At 45.3% G+C, this 16218-nt stretch carries 14 protein-coding genes; 13 read left to right on the plus strand and 1 reads right to left on the minus strand.

All coding sequences use genetic code 11. The features are described 5' to 3' along the window. The first annotated feature begins 220 nt into the window (after nucleotides 1-220). The 6 genes from PHF32_05000 (at nucleotide 221) to PHF32_05025 (ending at nucleotide 6086) form a co-directional block, all read left to right on the plus strand. The gene (locus PHF32_05000; protein MDD4560085.1) at nucleotides 221-1174 is read left to right on the plus strand and encodes an NAD-dependent epimerase/dehydratase family protein; all 954 of its coding nucleotides are present in this window, start codon (nucleotides 221-223) and stop codon (nucleotides 1172-1174) included. Between the two features lie 8 nt (nucleotides 1175-1182). Beyond that, the gene (locus PHF32_05005; GenBank protein ID MDD4560086.1) at nucleotides 1183-2181 is read left to right on the plus strand and encodes a Gfo/Idh/MocA family oxidoreductase; all 999 of its coding nucleotides are present in this window, start codon (nucleotides 1183-1185) and stop codon (nucleotides 2179-2181) included. A 5-nt stretch (nucleotides 2182-2186) separates the two neighbouring features. Further along, the gene (asnS, locus tag PHF32_05010; GenBank protein ID MDD4560087.1) at nucleotides 2187-3482 is read left to right on the plus strand and encodes an asparagine--tRNA ligase; all 1296 of its coding nucleotides are present in this window, start codon (nucleotides 2187-2189) and stop codon (nucleotides 3480-3482) included. A 125-nt stretch (nucleotides 3483-3607) separates the two neighbouring features. Further along, nucleotides 3608-4819 carry a PLP-dependent aminotransferase family protein gene (locus tag PHF32_05015; protein ID MDD4560088.1) on the plus strand — a complete coding sequence of 404 codons (1212 nt, stop codon included), beginning with the start codon at nucleotides 3608-3610 and terminating at the stop codon, nucleotides 4817-4819. A 56-nt stretch (nucleotides 4820-4875) separates the two neighbouring features. After that, nucleotides 4876-5301 carry a hypothetical protein gene (locus PHF32_05020; protein ID MDD4560089.1) on the plus strand — a complete coding sequence of 142 codons (426 nt, stop codon included), beginning with the start codon at nucleotides 4876-4878 and terminating at the stop codon, nucleotides 5299-5301. A gap of 17 nt (nucleotides 5302-5318) precedes the next feature. Next, nucleotides 5319-6086, plus strand: coding sequence for a prepilin peptidase (locus PHF32_05025; GenBank protein ID MDD4560090.1), 768 nt, complete (start codon nucleotides 5319-5321; stop codon nucleotides 6084-6086). A 463-nt stretch (nucleotides 6087-6549) separates the two neighbouring features. On the opposite strand, the gene PHF32_05030 is transcribed toward PHF32_05025, so the two are convergent. Beyond that, nucleotides 6550-7029: a flavin reductase family protein gene (locus tag PHF32_05030; GenBank protein ID MDD4560091.1), complete on the minus strand. Its 480-nt coding sequence runs from the start codon at nucleotides 7027-7029 to the stop codon at nucleotides 6550-6552. 170 nt (nucleotides 7030-7199) lie between these two features. On the opposite strand from PHF32_05030, the gene PHF32_05035 reads away from it, so the two are divergent. The 7 genes from PHF32_05035 (at nucleotide 7200) to PHF32_05065 (ending at nucleotide 16111) form a co-directional block, all read left to right on the plus strand. Then, nucleotides 7200-7805, plus strand: coding sequence for a GNAT family protein (locus PHF32_05035; GenBank protein MDD4560092.1), 606 nt, complete (start codon nucleotides 7200-7202; stop codon nucleotides 7803-7805). Continuing rightward, a complete protein-coding gene (holB, locus tag PHF32_05040; protein MDD4560093.1) occupies nucleotides 7805-8902 on the plus strand; it encodes a DNA polymerase III subunit delta' in 1098 nt (365 codons plus the stop codon). Before PHF32_05035 ends, holB begins: the two co-directional genes overlap by 1 nt. After that, on the plus strand, nucleotides 8899-10461 hold the full coding sequence (gene murJ / locus PHF32_05045; protein ID MDD4560094.1) for a murein biosynthesis integral membrane protein MurJ: 1563 nt from the start codon (nucleotides 8899-8901) through the stop codon (nucleotides 10459-10461). Before holB ends, murJ begins: the two co-directional genes overlap by 4 nt. Next, nucleotides 10437-12254, plus strand: a complete 1818-nt coding sequence (gene uvrC, locus PHF32_05050; protein ID MDD4560095.1) for an excinuclease ABC subunit UvrC — start codon at nucleotides 10437-10439, stop codon at nucleotides 12252-12254. The genes murJ and uvrC overlap by 25 nt, the downstream gene beginning before the upstream one ends. Before the next feature lie 54 nt (nucleotides 12255-12308). Continuing rightward, nucleotides 12309-12479, plus strand: a complete 171-nt coding sequence (locus PHF32_05055; protein ID MDD4560096.1) for a hypothetical protein — start codon at nucleotides 12309-12311, stop codon at nucleotides 12477-12479. 93 nt (nucleotides 12480-12572) lie between these two features. Continuing rightward, a complete protein-coding gene (locus tag PHF32_05060) occupies nucleotides 12573-15413 on the plus strand; it encodes a glutamate mutase L (GenBank protein ID MDD4560097.1) in 2841 nt (946 codons plus the stop codon). Nucleotides 15414-15547: 134 nt separating this feature from the next. Further along, nucleotides 15548-16111: a nitroreductase family protein gene (locus tag PHF32_05065; GenBank protein ID MDD4560098.1), complete on the plus strand. Its 564-nt coding sequence runs from the start codon at nucleotides 15548-15550 to the stop codon at nucleotides 16109-16111. Nucleotides 16112-16218: the final 107 nt, after the last annotated feature.

Here is a 16218-nt window from a genome sequence, read left to right on the forward strand (position 1 = left end):
GTTCATCTATTATCGCATAACCGATGTCTTGAATATCTGCATCAATCAAATCATCCAATATAAACGAAGACCCAGTATTGAAGAACGACGAGACCAATGGCAAATCAAAATTAGGCTCGATTAAAAATGGGGGAATGCCAGCAGGAATAATCATTGACAAACAAACATGGATGAAAATAGGTGGAATACTAATGAAAACACTCAGGAGCATAAAACAGCTATGAAGAACATACTTGTGATCGGTGCAGCCGGACAAATCGGATCGGAGCTCGTCCCCTATCTCAGAAAGATTTATGGAGATCAACACGTTGTTGCCACCTTCAACCACACTCCCCTTCCTGCAAACATCATGGAAGCCGGACCTTCCGCAAAAGTGAACTCCACTGACGGCATTTGTCTGAATGAAGTGGTAAAGAAGCATAGTATTGACACTATTTTTAACCTGGTGGCAGTTCTTTCAGCCAAGGGCGAAGCCAATCCCGCCCAGAGCTGGAAGATCAATATGGACACAGTATTCAACTGCCTCGAGATTATGAAGGAAGTGCGCGGTGCGGTATTCACCCCGTCTTCAATCGGTGCTTTCGGCCCCACAACTCCGTTGGATCATACTCCGCAGGATACCATCATGAGGCCCACAACTATATACGGGATCTCCAAAGTAGCAGGAGAACTCCTGAGCGATTATTACTACTTGAAATATGGCGTGGATGCCCGCGGTCTCAGATATCCCGGCATCATCTCGAACGTTACTCTTCCAGGAGGAGGAACTACCGACTACGCAGTAGAAATCTATTATGAGGCAATCAAGCAAAAACGTTATGTGTGCAATCTCCCCGCTGGAACTTTCCTGGATATGATGTATATGCCCGATGCACTGCGCTGCGCTGTTGAGCTGATGGAAGCTGATCCTGCCAAATTGATCCACAGAAACTGTTTCAACGTAACCGCCATGAGCTTCGATCCAGAGATCATCGCTGCCGCCATCCGTAAGTACATTCCGGATTTTGTACTTGAATACAAAGTGGATCCCATCAAGAAAGCCATTGCCGATAGCTGGCCAAACTGCATGGACGATTCTGCCGCTCGTGAAGAATGGGGCTGGAAACCAGAATACGATCTGGACAGCATGACCAAGGATATGATCGAGAAAGTATCAGCTAAGCTGAAGAAATAGGACAAGATATGTTGAAGATCGGCGTAGTAGGCGTTGGGCACTTGGGACAGCATCATGCCCGCAAGTTTATGGCAATGGACAATGCCGTCCTGGCTGGTATCTACGATGCTAAAAGCAGCCGTGCCAAGGAAATAGCCAAGACCTTGTCTGTACATAGATTTGAAAGCTACGATGCACTGCTCGATGCCTGCGATGCCATCGATATCGCCGCCACCACCACCGCTCATTATGAACTGGCATTAAAAGCTTTGCAAGCCGGAAAGCACATATTTTTGGAAAAGCCAATTACCAGCAAACTGGAAGAAGCCAAAGAGCTTCTGGAATTGGCAGACAGCAATAAGCTGAAGATTCAGGTGGGGCATATTGAGCGTTTCAATCCTGTAGTCATGAAAGTAGAGAATGAGATCAAAGATCCGGTATTCATAGAGTCCACCCGCATCTCCACTTTCCATAGCCGTGGCACGGATGTTCCAGTGGTACTGGATGTAATGATTCACGATATTGACCTCATCCTCAGCTTTGTGCATAGTCCCATCAAGCATATTCATGCTTCCGGAATAGGTGTTCTCACACCTTCGATAGACATTGCCAATGCCCGTATCGAGTTTGAAAACGGCGCCATAGCAAACGTGACTTCATCCAGGGTATCTCTGAAGCAGGAACGTAAAATCCGCTTCTTTCAAAAGGATTGTTACATCACGCTTGATTTTCAGTCCAAGCAAGCCAAGGTTATAAAAAAGAGCCCTCATGTGATGAAGTATCTGCCCAAGATCATGATGGGCGCTACCGATATTGATCCCACCAAGCTGGTGGATCAAAACTTATTCGATTGTGCAGACAGCCCCAAGGACGCCCTGTCTATGGAGCTGGAATCCTGGGTAAATGCCATTCTTACGGATACAAAACCGATAGTTGACGGTCATGCCGGCGCTAACGCCCTGGAAGTAGCGGAACAAATAATCCAGATTATCAACGAACAGCTAAAGAAGAGTAAAATCAAGGTTTAAGAAACATGCAAGATATATTTGTAAAGGACATTGCCCGCCATGCAGGCACAGAAGTGCGTCTGAAAGGTTGGGTGCGAAACATGCGTCACAGTGGCAAATTGCTCTTCATCATCTTTCGTGATGGTAGCGGAGAAGTGCAAGCCGTAGCTTTCAAGCCAGAATTGGGAGATGAAGCTTTTGAGGAGGCCAAACGCCTTACACTTGAATCCAGTGTCATCCTTACCGGTATCCCCAAAGAGCATCAAAAAAAAGCTGGGGAATATGAACTGGCCATCACTGGGTTGGAGATCGTCCAAATCGCCGATGAATACCCCATCAGCAAGAAAGAACACGGCCCCGATTTCCTGCTTTCCAATCGTCATCTCTGGATCCGTTCCCCCAAACAATGGGCGATCCTGAGGATTCGTCATACTGTGTATTATGCCATCTGTGAATACCTGAACGACAATAACTTCTTCCGCTTTGATTCTCCCATTCTTACACCCAATGCTTGTGAAGGGACTACCACTCTGTTTGAACTGGAATATTTTGACGAAGGTATGGCATATTTGTCTCAGAGCGGACAATTGTACCTGGAAACTGGCATTATGAGCTTGGGCCGAGTATATGACTTTGGCCCGGTCTTCCGCGCTGAACGCTCCAAAACCCGCAAGCATCTCACTGAATTCTGGATGATGGATGCTGAGGCAGCATATGTGGAACATGAAGAGAATATGGCCATTCAAGAAGGTCTGATTCGCCACGTAATCCGCAAAGTACTTGCCACCTGTGATAAGGAATTGGACATCTTGGAACGGGATAAAGAGCAACTGAAAGCAGCGGATGCGCCTTTCAAACGCATGACGCATTATGAAGCGATTGAGTATCTTCGTTCCAAGGGTAGCGAGATCGATCACAACAGCGATCTGGGAGCGGCTGATGAAGTTATGCTCACCGAAGGTTCCGCAGTGCCGATCTTCATAGAAAGATGGCCCAAAGCAATAAAGGCTTTCTACATGCGTCGCGCTCCTGAAGATGAAAATCTGGTTCTGGGCAGTGATCTTATTGCTCCTGAAGGTTTTGGAGAGATTATCGGTGGTAGTGAGCGTGAAACCGATTACGAAGCGCTCCTCTCCCGCATGAAAGAAGAAAAGATGGATCTGGAAGCATATCAATGGTTTCTTGACCTTCGTAAATACGGTTCTGTGCCCCATAGTGGTTTCGGTATCGGCTTGGAACGGCTGGTCACATGGATGAGCGGCACCCATCACATCCGAGAAACCATACCATTCCCAAGGATGATCTATCGCATCTATCCTTGATACTCAATATATTGCTTTGCCATGCATGAAGGCAAATGTATGGCAAGGCTTGTTTTTTCTTTTTTACACCCTTGCTTCAATAGCGCTTAATACGTTTATAAATAAAGCATATAGAGGATAGAAAGATGATTAAAGAAAAGATTAATCATACTACAAGAACCATGAAGTCATCCATGATCCGTGAATTGGTGGCCAGCACTCGCGATATCGAGGGCTTAATCTCCTTTGCGGGAGGCTTTCCATCTCCAAAAACCTTCCCAGTAGAAATCATGAGAGACTTGTACAGCAAAGTAATCCGTGATGAAGGCTCCAGTGTGCTGCAATACGGTGCCAGTGAAGGCGATCCCGTGCTAAAGAAGGAACTGCTGAAGTGGGAAGGATACGACATTAGTCCGTCTCAAATGCTGATTACAGCAGGTTCAACTAACGGAATATACTATATAACGCGTGCTCTGGCAGATCCAGGCGATGTCATTATCTGCGAAGCACCCAGTTTCTTGGGAACTTTGGTTGCTTTTGAGGCCACTGGAGCAGAACTGGTTGGAGTCCCTTTGGATCAGGAAGGCTTGGATATAAACATCCTGCAAAGTAAAGTAGAAGAGCTGCACCACCTGGGTAAGAAGGTGAAACTAATCTATACCATTCCAGATTTTCATAATCCTGCAGGGCTCACCATGAGCCTGTCAAGACGCAAGGCATTGATAGAGTATGCCATTGCCATGCAGATTCCGATATTGGAGGATAATCCCTATTCCCGCTTGCGTTTCAGCGGTGAAGCCCTACCCACTTTATACAACATCGCCACGAAAGACTATATGAATCACGAAGTGGTAACTGAAGTAGTATCCTTTTCCAAGATACTGGGTCCTGGCTTGAGACTTGCTTTTGTGAAAGGCGATAAGACTCTGATAGAGCGGATGTGTTCCTGGCAACAGAAAGTAAATATTGCTCCAGATAATGTATCCCAAAGGATCGCAGCCAGATTCCTCGAAGCCGGACACATGGAATCCCATCTCGCCAAGTGCTGCGATTTCTATAGACCATATCTGCAAAAAATGCTGGATGCCATGGCACAATACTTGCCTTCCTACATTCAATACACAAAGCCGGAAGGCGGTATCTTCACGTGGCTTCGACTTCCGGAAGATATGAATGCTGATGAGCTGTTTGAGCAAGCCAAAGCCAAAAAAGTTAGTTTTATCCCCGGCAGCAAGTTCTATCCCAGCGGTCAGGAGAAGTACAATGCTCTCAGGCTCAATTTCAGCTTCAGTACAATGGAGCAAATCGACCAAGGCATGAGCAGCCTTGGAAAACTGATGGAAGACTTTTATACTTGACGGCAAACGTGCAGCGCGCTATATTGTATTCAGATAGCCTGAAAGGAGTATCTACCATGAAAAACGTACTTATAACTATACTAATGCTAAGTCTGATCATTCCGGCAATGGCTACATACAATCTGCCGCGACCCAACCTGAATCCCTTTACAATCAATAACCCTGTGCTGCAGAATCTCAAGATGTCCCATTCCATGGGCTTTGAAGCTGGAAGCAGCTCAACCGGAAGGGGTTATTATCTTTCGCGATATACAAATCATATGAAGTATCAGTTCAGCCCCAAATTGGAACTTGACCTAGATCTGAACTTCGTGAATTTAGGTACTATGAACAGTTCTAGCAAATTCACTTTGAACGATGATAACAAGAATAAAGTGCTGCCGGAGTTTTCCTTGCGTTATAAACCCAACGATTCAATGAGTTTCGAGATCCGAATGAGCCAGGGTCTGCTGATGCAACAGAGTTTCTGGTACGATAAATAATAAGGAGACTTACCGGTTTGAACATAGTAATACTCATCTTATTAGCTGTCATAGGCGCTGCTTTGGGCAGCTTTTTTAATGTGATTATCTACCGCTTGCCCAGAAAACAGTCCATAGTATATCCACCGTCACACTGTGGAGAATGCAACAAACCAATACCCTTCTATTTGAACATCCCGATAGCAAGCTATATAATACTGCGCGGAAAGTGCAAGTATTGTGGCGCTTCCATCCATTGGCACCACTTTTTGGTAGAGCTTTTAACACCCATTATCCTCATGTTGCTGTTCGTTCAATACGGCTACGATGGGCAGTATATGCTCTTTTTCAAGTATTCAGTGTTGTGCCTGTTTCTGATCCCGATATTCTTCATAGATGCTTTCCATCAGATCATCCCCCACAAGCTTTCTATACCGCTAATTCCCTTGGGACTGATCTTTGCGCTGATCCCGGGTAACGACATCACGATCCTGGAATCAGGCATTACTGCTGCCATCATATTCTGCTTTCTGGTTTTTATCGCCTATGCTTATCGGTTTGCAAGGAAGGCAGATGGTCTGGGAGGCGGAGACATTTGGCTTCTGACCGGTATATCTACCTTCATGGGGCTGATCAGTATGCCATACTTGATCCTGGTATCGGCTGTGTTGGGAATCGTCTATTTCTTTATATTTGTGCGAAACAAGGAACAAGGCTTTGCCTTCGGGACATTCATAGCAGTTACCACTATCTTGTTGTCACTCTTGGGATCTTCCCAGATGCTGGCGAACTTGCCATTTTTCTAGTGTCATGCCAAGCTTGGTGTGGTAATCTCCGTATTGCCACAGCGACCGAAGGAAGCTATTGAATCCTTCTCCTCATATCCTTTGTTCTATACAATGTTGAAGCTGATATCAAGGTGTTATCATCCTGTGTTCACTCGATGATAACCCGACAATATCAGGTTCATGTATAGATAATCGGAAGAGGAATCAGCTCAGATAATGCGATTGGATTACATTTGACCTTTTATATCTTCATGTATACCTGTATGTTTCAGTCAAATGGAATTCAATAGCAGGAGAGGATTCTATGCATTGCCCAAAGTCCAAGCCACCTCTTCACTTTTTTAACAGATACATATAGCATAGGTGTCTTGCACTCCGTGCATTATTTGGGTTCAAACATCAGGTTCGATGGTGATGAATATATGCTCCTCGGAGTTTGTATCTCAGATCCGGTAGTTGATGAACCGTTACGAAGATATACCTAACTCTTGGAATAAAAGAAGAGTTCGGCCTCGTCGTTGCTCCAACTGTATTTCACTTCGCCCACATAGATAGTGTGATCACCGCTTTTTACTTGCGAGACAACCTCACATTCAAAGCAGGCGACAGCATCTTTGAGAATGGGTAATTTGTGAAGCTTACCTGGAAAAGACTCAACCTTTCCAGCAGCAAATTTGTCGATATCTCTGCCGCTTTGAGAACCTGCTAAGGTTAAAAGCGTTTTTTGAGTGGAAGCGGGAAATACAAGATTGAAGTATCTGTTTTCTTGCAGACATTCATAGGAATAGCGGCTGTGTCCGATTGAAATCGCAAACATAGGTGGTGCAATTGAAGTTCTCATGAACCATTCCAAAGTTATCAGATTGAAGCTGTTATCCGGTTTTACCGTAACCGCCATGGCAACCTTGGAAGGCAAATGAACTTTGGCATATGCTTCCGGCAGATTGTGGATTCTCATCATCGCTGAATAACTCCTTATGCTTGGCTTGATAATGATAATATAAAACGAAATGCTCATGTGAACAAGCGGACAGGAAAAACGGGTTGCCATCTATGATGATCCTGCACAATATGCTTGACAGAATAAGGGCATTTGGCAGATTGATTGCAAAGACATACAAGGAATATGATATGAAATACTTTCGAAAAATGACCGGTGAAAAATGCTTCCTATCCCCCGTTTCTTTGGAAGATGTGGAGCGTTACACAGAATGGGTCAACGACCTTGAAATTGGGCAATTTGTGCTGTTTTCTTCCACTGTTTTTGATGTCGATAAAGAGCGCACGGCCTTGCAGGATTTGATGAAAAACAGTGTGATCTTTGCCATCGTGGAGAAGGATACTAACAAAGTGATAGGGAATTGCGGATTGCATTTAGTGAACAATGTCCACCGCCATGCTCAATTCGGCATCTTTATCGGTGAAAAGACCTATTGGAATCAAGGAATTGGCTCTGAAGCCACATCTCTGATCCTGGATTATGGCTTCAATATAATGAATCTGAACAATATCAGTCTGGAAGTGGTGGATTACAACAAGCGAGCCATAAAATGCTATGAAAAGGTAGGATTCAAGTTTGTGGGCAGACGCCGTAAATACAACTTTATGGCAGGCGAATACCACGATGCCCTCATCTACGACATCCTTGCCGAAGATTTCCAGAGCCCTTATGTGAAGAAAACGTTCGACTACTCCATTAGTGACGAAGCTGGGCACAGCAAGATATCCATTGTCTGATGTTTCGTAATATCAAGGGACAGCAGCAAGTTGTTGACTTGTTGCAACATGCCATCGAACAGCGACGTATAGCCCAAGCTTATATCTTCCATGGTGGAGAAGGAGTGGGCAAGTTTATGACCGCACTTTGTTTTGGGATGGCGCTAAACTGTCTCTCCAGCAGCGAATATCGCCCCTGTGGGGTTTGTGCATCCTGTCACAAATTCCTCAGTTTCGAGCATCCTGACTTTACGTATCTATTCCCAACGGTGAACCTGAAACTAAGCTCAGATGGAGAGATCAAAGATGCAGATGCCCTGAAACAATATGAAGCCTATATCAAGAACAAGATTGAAAGCCCCTGGCAGGACTACTTCTTTAGCGGTTCCACAGAGATTCGGAAAGAGAGTATCAGCTTGCTCATCAAGCGCTTGGAATACTCCATTCATGAAGCCCAATATCGGGTTGCGATCATCGAAAACGCAGACATGATGAATACCCAGACCGCAAACGCATTTCTAAAAACTTTGGAAGAACCTCCAAAGAACACACTTATAATCTTGATTACAGAAAGACTGCCGCAGATACTGCCCACCATTCTGTCCCGCTGTCAGCCGGTTTACTTTAAGCCTCTTTCTCAAACTGTGATACAGGAAATCCTATTCGAGAATTTCCATGTGGACACTGCATTGGCAAAGAGTGCTGCCAGAATAAGCGGGGGAAATCTGAAGACGGCAATCCGCGTAGCAAATGACGCAGGTAATACCACCAGAGACAAGGCTTTCGAACTCGTTTCCATGGCATATGAGAAAGCGAATCTGGATTATATCGACCAAACGGCCAAGCACAAGATCAGTTCCGATGCTCTTCGCGACCTGCTAGCTTATATGGGGATTATAGCCAATGATCTGGCTTTGATACACTTAGCCCCAGACGAAGTAACCAATCTGGACAAAAGTGATTTTTTGGGAGAAGTATCTCATAGCGGCATTCCGGATCGTATTCCGGACTACCTGTTGCTTCTGGACGATTTTAGCAGAAAGCTGGACGGTAATGTGAATCCAACCTTGATCCAATTGAACCTCTTTCTGGCCACACGTAATCTGCTAAGTATATGAGTCTACGCCGTCTGGCCCGCAGTATCAGCGTGATGAGTATCGCTGTATTCTTCAGCCGAATCTTAGGGCTGGTAAGGGATCAGTTGATGGCTTTCTTCTTTGGCGGCGGATATTTGAACGATGCCTTCAACATAGCCTACAACATCCCCAATCTCTTGCGCAGACTTTTTGGCGAAGGAGCGCTTTCTACAGCTTTTGTGCCTATCTACAACGATATTGGCATAAAGAAAGATAAAAACGCCCAGATAGATTTTGCGCTAAATGTCCTTAGTATCCTCACGGTATTTTTGCTGTTACTTACCATTTTGGGAATTGTCTTTGCTCCAGTTATCGTCAGGCTTCTGTATCCCGGATTGACACCGCAGACTAGCGATATTGCCATCAAACTAACCCGGATTATCTTTCCTTATCTCTTTTTTATTGGATTGTCATCCACATTCATCGCAATTCTAAATTCCCACGATTACTTCTTTATGACCGGATTATCCAGTGCACTGCTGAATATAGGTATGATATTGAGCCTTGTAGTACCATATTTTATCTGGAAGCTGCCTGCAGAACGCTTGATTTATCCGGCTGGTTGGGGCGTGGTGATCGGTGGAGCCATGCAGACGATTATCAATTTTCCCTATCTGAAAAAGGTGGGATATCGCTTTACTATTATGTTACACTTTGGTCAGGAAGCGCTAAAAACCTTGTGGAAACGCTTTATTCCTGCTATGATCGGTATCGGTATCAGAGAGATCAACCTGATTGCGGATGCTTTAATGGCCAGCTTTCTGCCCATGGGTAGTATCACCGCTCTGGCCTATGGTAATAGACTGATGCAATTGCCTTTGGGAATCTTTGCCATCAGTGCGGGTACTGCTGTGTTGCCCACATATTCCAGATTGGTAAGCAAGGGAGAGTACTCAGAGCTCTCTGATAGCCTGCGCTTCACATCCTTGAGTTTGGCATATATCATGTTGCCTATCAGCGCCATAATCCTCGCACTTGCAGAAGATTTCGTTGTGATCCTGTTTGCTCATGGTGCATTCGATCAACATGCAGTTTGGATGAGCTCACAGGCTCTGATCTTCTATTCTCTGGGACTGCTGTTCTACAGTATGAATCAGGTGCTTACTCCGTTGTTCTATGCCAAAGGAGATACTCGTACACCCGTGATTTTGGCTGCTGTAATGATAGGACTAAACATCAGTTTGAACTTTGTGTTGATGCAGTTTATCCAACATCGGGGATTGGCATTGTCCACCTCAATCACAGCAATTGTGAATTACCTCAGCTTATTGATTCTGATTCGCAAGAGATTTCCCTACATCAGCAGTAAAGGCGTATTGGGCAACCTCTTGAAGACTCTGCTTATCTCAGTTGTCATCTATTTCATGGCGCATTATCTAAGAGATCTGATCCCGCTGGAATCTAAAGCCGGATTAGTCCTGCAATCCGTTCTTATTTCAGGATTGTGCTTTCTATTCTTCTATCTGATGGGAATACTACTCCACTTAATCTACATCAAAGAGGCTACACAAAACTTATGCAAGCGCCTACACCGCAGATAGCCGAGAAGATTCCATACTTGCCGGATAAACCCGGTGTGTATCTATGGAAAAACGCAAAGGATGATGTGATCTATGTAGGTAAAGCACTCTCCTTGAAGAACCGCATCAAATCCTACCTCAGCAACAGTCCCAAAGATCCAAAGACAGAGCAATTGGTAGCTCATATCGCAGCGCTGGACTACATCATAACATCCAGCGAGAATGAAGCTTTCTTGCTGGAAGCAAATATGATCAAGCGCTTCCAACCGAAGTACAACGTGATGCTAAAGGACGATAAGCGCTATCCCTATGTGAAGATCACTTTGAACGAAGATTTCCCCAGGGTATTTGTTACCAGGGATCTAGTGAAAGACGGATCCCGCTATTTCGGTCCTTACACGGATGTACGTTCATTAAGACGCACATTGAGAAGCTTTGAATGGCTCTTCCCCATCCGTGATTGCAAGCGCAATATCCCCATTGGAGCGGTAGTGTTCCAGAAAGCCTGCATCAATCATCAATTGGGAAAGTGCAGCGCTCCATGCATCGGGAAGATATCTCAGGGGCAATATATGCAAATCGTCGATAAGATGATCCGTTTTTTTGAAGGCAAATACGAGGAAGTATCGGATGAGTATCGCCAAGAGATGAACAACTTATCTGATGAATTGCGTTTCGAAGAAGCGGCAAAGATTAGAGATCGCATAGTCGCCATACAAAAGATACAGAAGCGGCAGAGCATAGTCTATTCTGATCGCCGCAACATCGACATCATCGGGTTCTATCAGGAAGAGAACGACGCTATCTGCCTGGTTCTGAGGATGCAGGAAGGAGTCATCATCAATCAGGAAAACTATCCCATGAAGAATATCTCCTTGGAGAGTAGGGAGAGTATTTTGGCATCTTTTCTGAAGCTGTATTATGCCCAGAAAGATGAACTGCCCCAAGAGATCCTGTTGCCCTTTGAACCCGCTGATTATGAGGCTCTGTCGCAATGGCTGAAGGGTTTGCTGAGTCTTCCTCAACGCGGAGACAAAGCTAGACTGCTGGCCATGGCCAAACGTAATGCATTCAACTTGATTGAGGAAAAGAAACTGGCGCATATGCGCAAAGCAAATCGTACGATATTCCCCATTCAGGAGCTAAAAGAAGCCTTGGGTTTTGACAAGCTTCCCCGCAAAATCGTATGTATGGATATCTCCACCATTCAAGGGACAGATACAGTATCCAGCGCGGTTTACTTTGAAAATGGCAAAGCCAAAAAGAAGTATTACCGGCACTTTATTATTCGTGAAATTCAAACTCAGAATGACTTTGCTGCGCTTCAGGAAACGCTGTCCCGCTACCTCACAGAAATCGATAAAGAACCGGATATGAAACCTGATCTATTCATCATAGATGGTGGTAAAGGACAGCTTTCTGCTACACATGAGATTTTACAAAACAGTGCCTACGCTGATCTGCGCATTGTATCCCTTGCCAAGCGGGCTGAAGAATTATTCTTACCCGGAAACAGTGAGTCTATTATCCTGTCCCGTAGCTCATCTGCACTCAGATTGGTCACGAGAATACGAGATGAAGCACACCGTTTTGCCATCAGTTTTCATCGTAGCAGACGGAGCAAGCGCACTTTGATCAGTGAATTGGAAGAGATTCCCGGGATCGGAGAAAGCACCAAATTCATTCTGCTAAAAGAGCTTGGCAGCGTGGGAAAAATCAAAGATGCGGATATTGCTACCCTTACAAGCATCAAAGGTATCGGCGAGAAGACTGCATCCAGCATATATAAACATTATCACAAGGAACAAGAATGAATTACCGTACAATACAAATCCCCCGACCGATTATCGGCACTGGGCTTTGGCTGCATGCCCTGTCCACATGGAGTAGATATCCCCTCAGTGCTTGGAATGTATATGGAAGCCCGCATGTATGGTGATGAACCCTTCAACAAGGGCGAATACCAGGGATTCATCGAAGCTGAAGCACTGGCCGATGAATGTGTTTCCTGTAAAGCATGCCTATCCAAATGCCCCTAAAGATAGAGATAACCGATTGGATGCATCAGATTAGTGAGTTTATAAAGACTAGCATGGTACCTGCAAAATTTTCAAATTGAGGAGGATAGCTTCATGAAGCAATGCGATTACGCTGTGATCACCGATATCGGTTCCACTACCACCAAGGCCATCCTGATCGATTGCGTGAAAGCTAGGCTTTTGGCAGTAGAGCATGCAGATACCACAGTGGAAGCCCCGCATAATGACGTTAAGATTGGCATCATCGAAGCCATCAGGAAGGTTGAAAGGCAAAGCGGTATATCGCTGCTTTCAGATGTTTCCAGAGACAAGCACTTCAGTTTCGTACCAAACATACGATATCTGAGCACAAGCAGTGCCGGAGGGGGATTACAGATCCTGGTAATCGGCCTTACTCTCTTTGATAGTGCCAGTAGTGCAAAACGAGCGGCTTACGGAGCCGGAGGCATCATTCTGGACGTATTTGCCATCAACGACCGGCGCAGTACCATAGAGCAAATGATGGCAATGCGAGATTTGCGTCCGGATATGATCCTTATCTCCGGAGGGACAGATGGAGGTGCGATCAGTTCTGTGCTACGCTTGGCGGAAATCCTCCGCATTGCAAAACCCATGCCGAAATTCAGCACCAGTGTAAAAATCCCGACAATCTACGCTGGTAACAGCGATGCTGCCGACATGATCCGGATGATGATTTCGCAGGATTTTGACCTGCATATTCTACCCAATCTGCGACCCAGTTTACAACAAGAGAACCTGAAGCCTAGCCGGGACAAGATACAGGAGCTATTCATGGAAACCGTGATGGAACGAGCTCCCGGATATACCGAGATTAAAGATATTGTTCACGCTCCGATTTTACCTACTCCCTCAGGAGTATTGCAAATCCTTTTAGAACTGGATAATGCAAAGGTAAAGAACTTGATACTCTTTGACATCGGAGGTGCTACCACTGATGTCTTTACCCGTATAGACACTCATTTTCAACGAACTGTAAGCGCAAACCTGGGTATGAGTTACAGTGCCCTGAATGTGATGAAGGAAAGTGAGGTGGAGACTGTGCGCAGGCTACTGCCAGACAATATCTCCGAGCGTGAACTGAGGAACTATGTGGGCAATAAAAGCTTGTACCCTACCAGCAATCCCGGGAGTACCAATGAATACCGCATCGAACACGCCTTGGCCAAATGCGCATTACGATTGGCTGTTACTCAACACGAGAACATGCATTACAATCAAGAGAAACTGGGCTTTCTGGATGCCATGAAATCCAACGGAAAGGACAAGTATGAAGCCAAATTCAATTATATTGCAAACGAAGAATCATTCTACTTTTATCCCAGCGACATCGGACTGATTATCGGAGCAGGTGGAGTATTTGCCCATGCCCAAAATCCAAATCAATGCCTGGATATTCTGATTGGTGGAGTATTCCCCGTTGGAATCACAGAACTGGCTATTGATAAACACTTTATTAGCCCGCATTTGGGAGTTTTCTCCACGGTGGATAAAAGTCTCAGCCGCGATCTATTGTTCAAAGAATGTCTGTCGAGCCTTGCCATTTATGTACGTCCAATTTTCCCGGAAAAGAAGAGTATCCCGGTGCTGAACGTAGAGTATGATGGCAAATCGCATTTAGTACTTTCAGATAATCTTGTGCTTCTTCCGGCTCAAACCGGGCGTAAAATGCTATTCAAAGCTTTAAAGAAATGCATGATAGACGGAGCCAGTAAGGAGCAAAGCATCACCAGCGACCTACCGATAATTATCGACACCAGACTGGAGCGTGATGGCTTCGATCCGATCATGGATTATCTGCTTGAGTTGTATACCGAAGATGCTGCACCACACGTCTTTAAGAATGATGCCGATCCCATTCGAGATCAATTCTGGTATGATGTGGAACTACCCTACAATGGAGATATCCTAAAGAAATGCGGTGAAAAGGTAGTACCTGATGAAATTGTCGCCCAAAACCTCTATAATCCTCCCCGCCTGTTTGTAGTTAATACAAATTTATCCAATGCCAAGGTTCCGGAAGAGATATTCCAAAGAGCTATCTGTGTGAAGATCGGGGACGAAATATACTTCTCTGATGAATTGCGCCGTCCCTTGCCGGAGTATGATATGCGCCAGGCTCACCATTCCCCAGTGCGCGGGAAAGTGGAATTCATCGATTACAAGAGCGGTCTGATCGTGTTGTCCGAGATTCAGAAGTATAGCAGAAAGCCCATTGAAATTATGATTGCAGACAAGCTGGGTGTAGCCCCTAAAAAGGCGAAACGATACCTCGTAAAGAATGTCGGTGAGTTCGTCTATGAAGGTGATACTGTGGCTCGCTATATCAAACCCGATCATGTGAAGATTGTACCAAGTCCCAGCACGGGACAAATCATCGATTTTGATGCTAAAACAGGAGTAATGACCATTCAATATAATTACAAAGCTACCAGCTACCATGCCAATGTATCGGGAATAGTGAGCCGAGTAGAGCAAGACCGTGCATTACGCCTTTCATATAATGCCATCCGTTTGTCCGCTGCTATCGGCTGGGGAAAAACCGTACATGGTAACCTGTTCTGGGTGCCGGACGTTTCACAGGATCCACTACCAGAAAACTGCATAGCAGTTTTGGGCTTCAAACCTACATTTGCCGATCTAAAGCGCCTTTCACAGCTTTCCGTCGGGATCATTTGCCCATCTATGGATGAAGCTGATCTTTGCGAATATCTGGGTGCAGAACAGGGAGTAATCAATACAGGTGATGAACACATACCTGCCAGTTTGGTATTGATCCAGGGGTTTGGCGATATCGCATTAGTGCCACAACAAGAAAAATACTTCAGGGAGAATACCGGAAAACTCTGTATGCTGGAGCCGCACACCAGAATCCGGGCAGGAGTAGTACGAGCAGGAATCAATATTCTTTGCTAGTAAATTGTGACTGGAAGACTGTGGAATTATTTCAACAGTTCACCGTCCCTTACGTGCTTTTCAGACCTATCTTGCCTTTTCCAGGCGATGCATGCCGCTTATCATTTATGTAGAATAAATATTGGAGGTGGAGTATGATACACCAGCTAGTAGTTCGCAACAGAAGTTTCAGACGGTTTAAACAGCATACTCCCATCAGCAAACAGACTTTGAGGGATCTAGTTGATCTGGCACGGGTTTCTGCAAGTGCGGCAAACTTGCAGAACCTGCGTTACTGGCTGGTGGACAATCCCCACGAAGGTCTGTTCAAGTGCTTGAAATGGGCCAACTATTTGAAAGACTGGGACGGTCCCGCTGATGGCGAGCGCCCTGCCGCCTACATAGTAGTCCTGGCTCCAGTATCCTGTTCAACATTCTGCTATATCGATACAGGAATAGCCTGTCAGAGCATGTTGCTGGGGGCCACGGAACTTGGTATTGGCGGGTGTATGATTGCTGCTGTTGACAGAGACAAGGTTCATGAAGTGCTAGCAATTCCCAATAAATGGGAAATTGTACTGGTGATAGCCTTGGGAGTTCCTGACGAAGAAGTAGTGATCGATAGCATCGGACCCGACGGTAACATCGAGTATTGGAGAGATGAGCAAGACCGACATCATGTGCCGAAACTGGATCTGAACACATTGATCCTGAACTGATCTCCCTATCCAGCCTCTTGACATTATCGAGATTTGATCCAGATATCATCGTGTTATAAAGGAGTGGTCACTCGATGATAACGGGATGATATCTGCTTCAGCTTTGG

It is taken from the genome of Candidatus Cloacimonadota bacterium, assembly GCA_028706475.1.
Classification (GTDB): Bacteria; Cloacimonadota; Cloacimonadia; order Cloacimonadales; family Cloacimonadaceae; genus UBA5456.

Coding starts and splice junctions, on each gene's coding strand:
- PHF32_05000 (MDD4560085.1), top strand. CDS start 221: ATGAAGAACATACTTGTGATCGGTGCAGCCGGACAAATCGGATCGGAG.
- PHF32_05005 (MDD4560086.1), top strand. CDS start 1,183: ATGTTGAAGATCGGCGTAGTAGGCGTTGGGCACTTGGGACAGCATCAT.
- asnS (MDD4560087.1), top strand. CDS start 2,187: ATGCAAGATATATTTGTAAAGGACATTGCCCGCCATGCAGGCACAGAA.
- PHF32_05015 (MDD4560088.1), top strand. CDS start 3,608: ATGATTAAAGAAAAGATTAATCATACTACAAGAACCATGAAGTCATCC.
- PHF32_05020 (MDD4560089.1), top strand. CDS start 4,876: ATGAAAAACGTACTTATAACTATACTAATGCTAAGTCTGATCATTCCG.
- PHF32_05030 (MDD4560091.1), bottom strand. CDS start 7,029: ATGATGAGAATCCACAATCTGCCGGAAGCATATGCCAAAGTTCATTTG.
- PHF32_05035 (MDD4560092.1), top strand. CDS start 7,200: ATGAAATACTTTCGAAAAATGACCGGTGAAAAATGCTTCCTATCCCCC.
- holB (MDD4560093.1), top strand. CDS start 7,805: ATGTTTCGTAATATCAAGGGACAGCAGCAAGTTGTTGACTTGTTGCAA.
- murJ (MDD4560094.1), top strand. CDS start 8,899: ATGAGTCTACGCCGTCTGGCCCGCAGTATCAGCGTGATGAGTATCGCT.
- uvrC (MDD4560095.1), top strand. CDS start 10,437: ATGCAAGCGCCTACACCGCAGATAGCCGAGAAGATTCCATACTTGCCG.
- PHF32_05055 (MDD4560096.1), top strand. CDS start 12,309: ATGCCCTGTCCACATGGAGTAGATATCCCCTCAGTGCTTGGAATGTAT.
- PHF32_05060 (MDD4560097.1), top strand. CDS start 12,573: ATGAAGCAATGCGATTACGCTGTGATCACCGATATCGGTTCCACTACC.
- PHF32_05065 (MDD4560098.1), top strand. CDS start 15,548: ATGATACACCAGCTAGTAGTTCGCAACAGAAGTTTCAGACGGTTTAAA.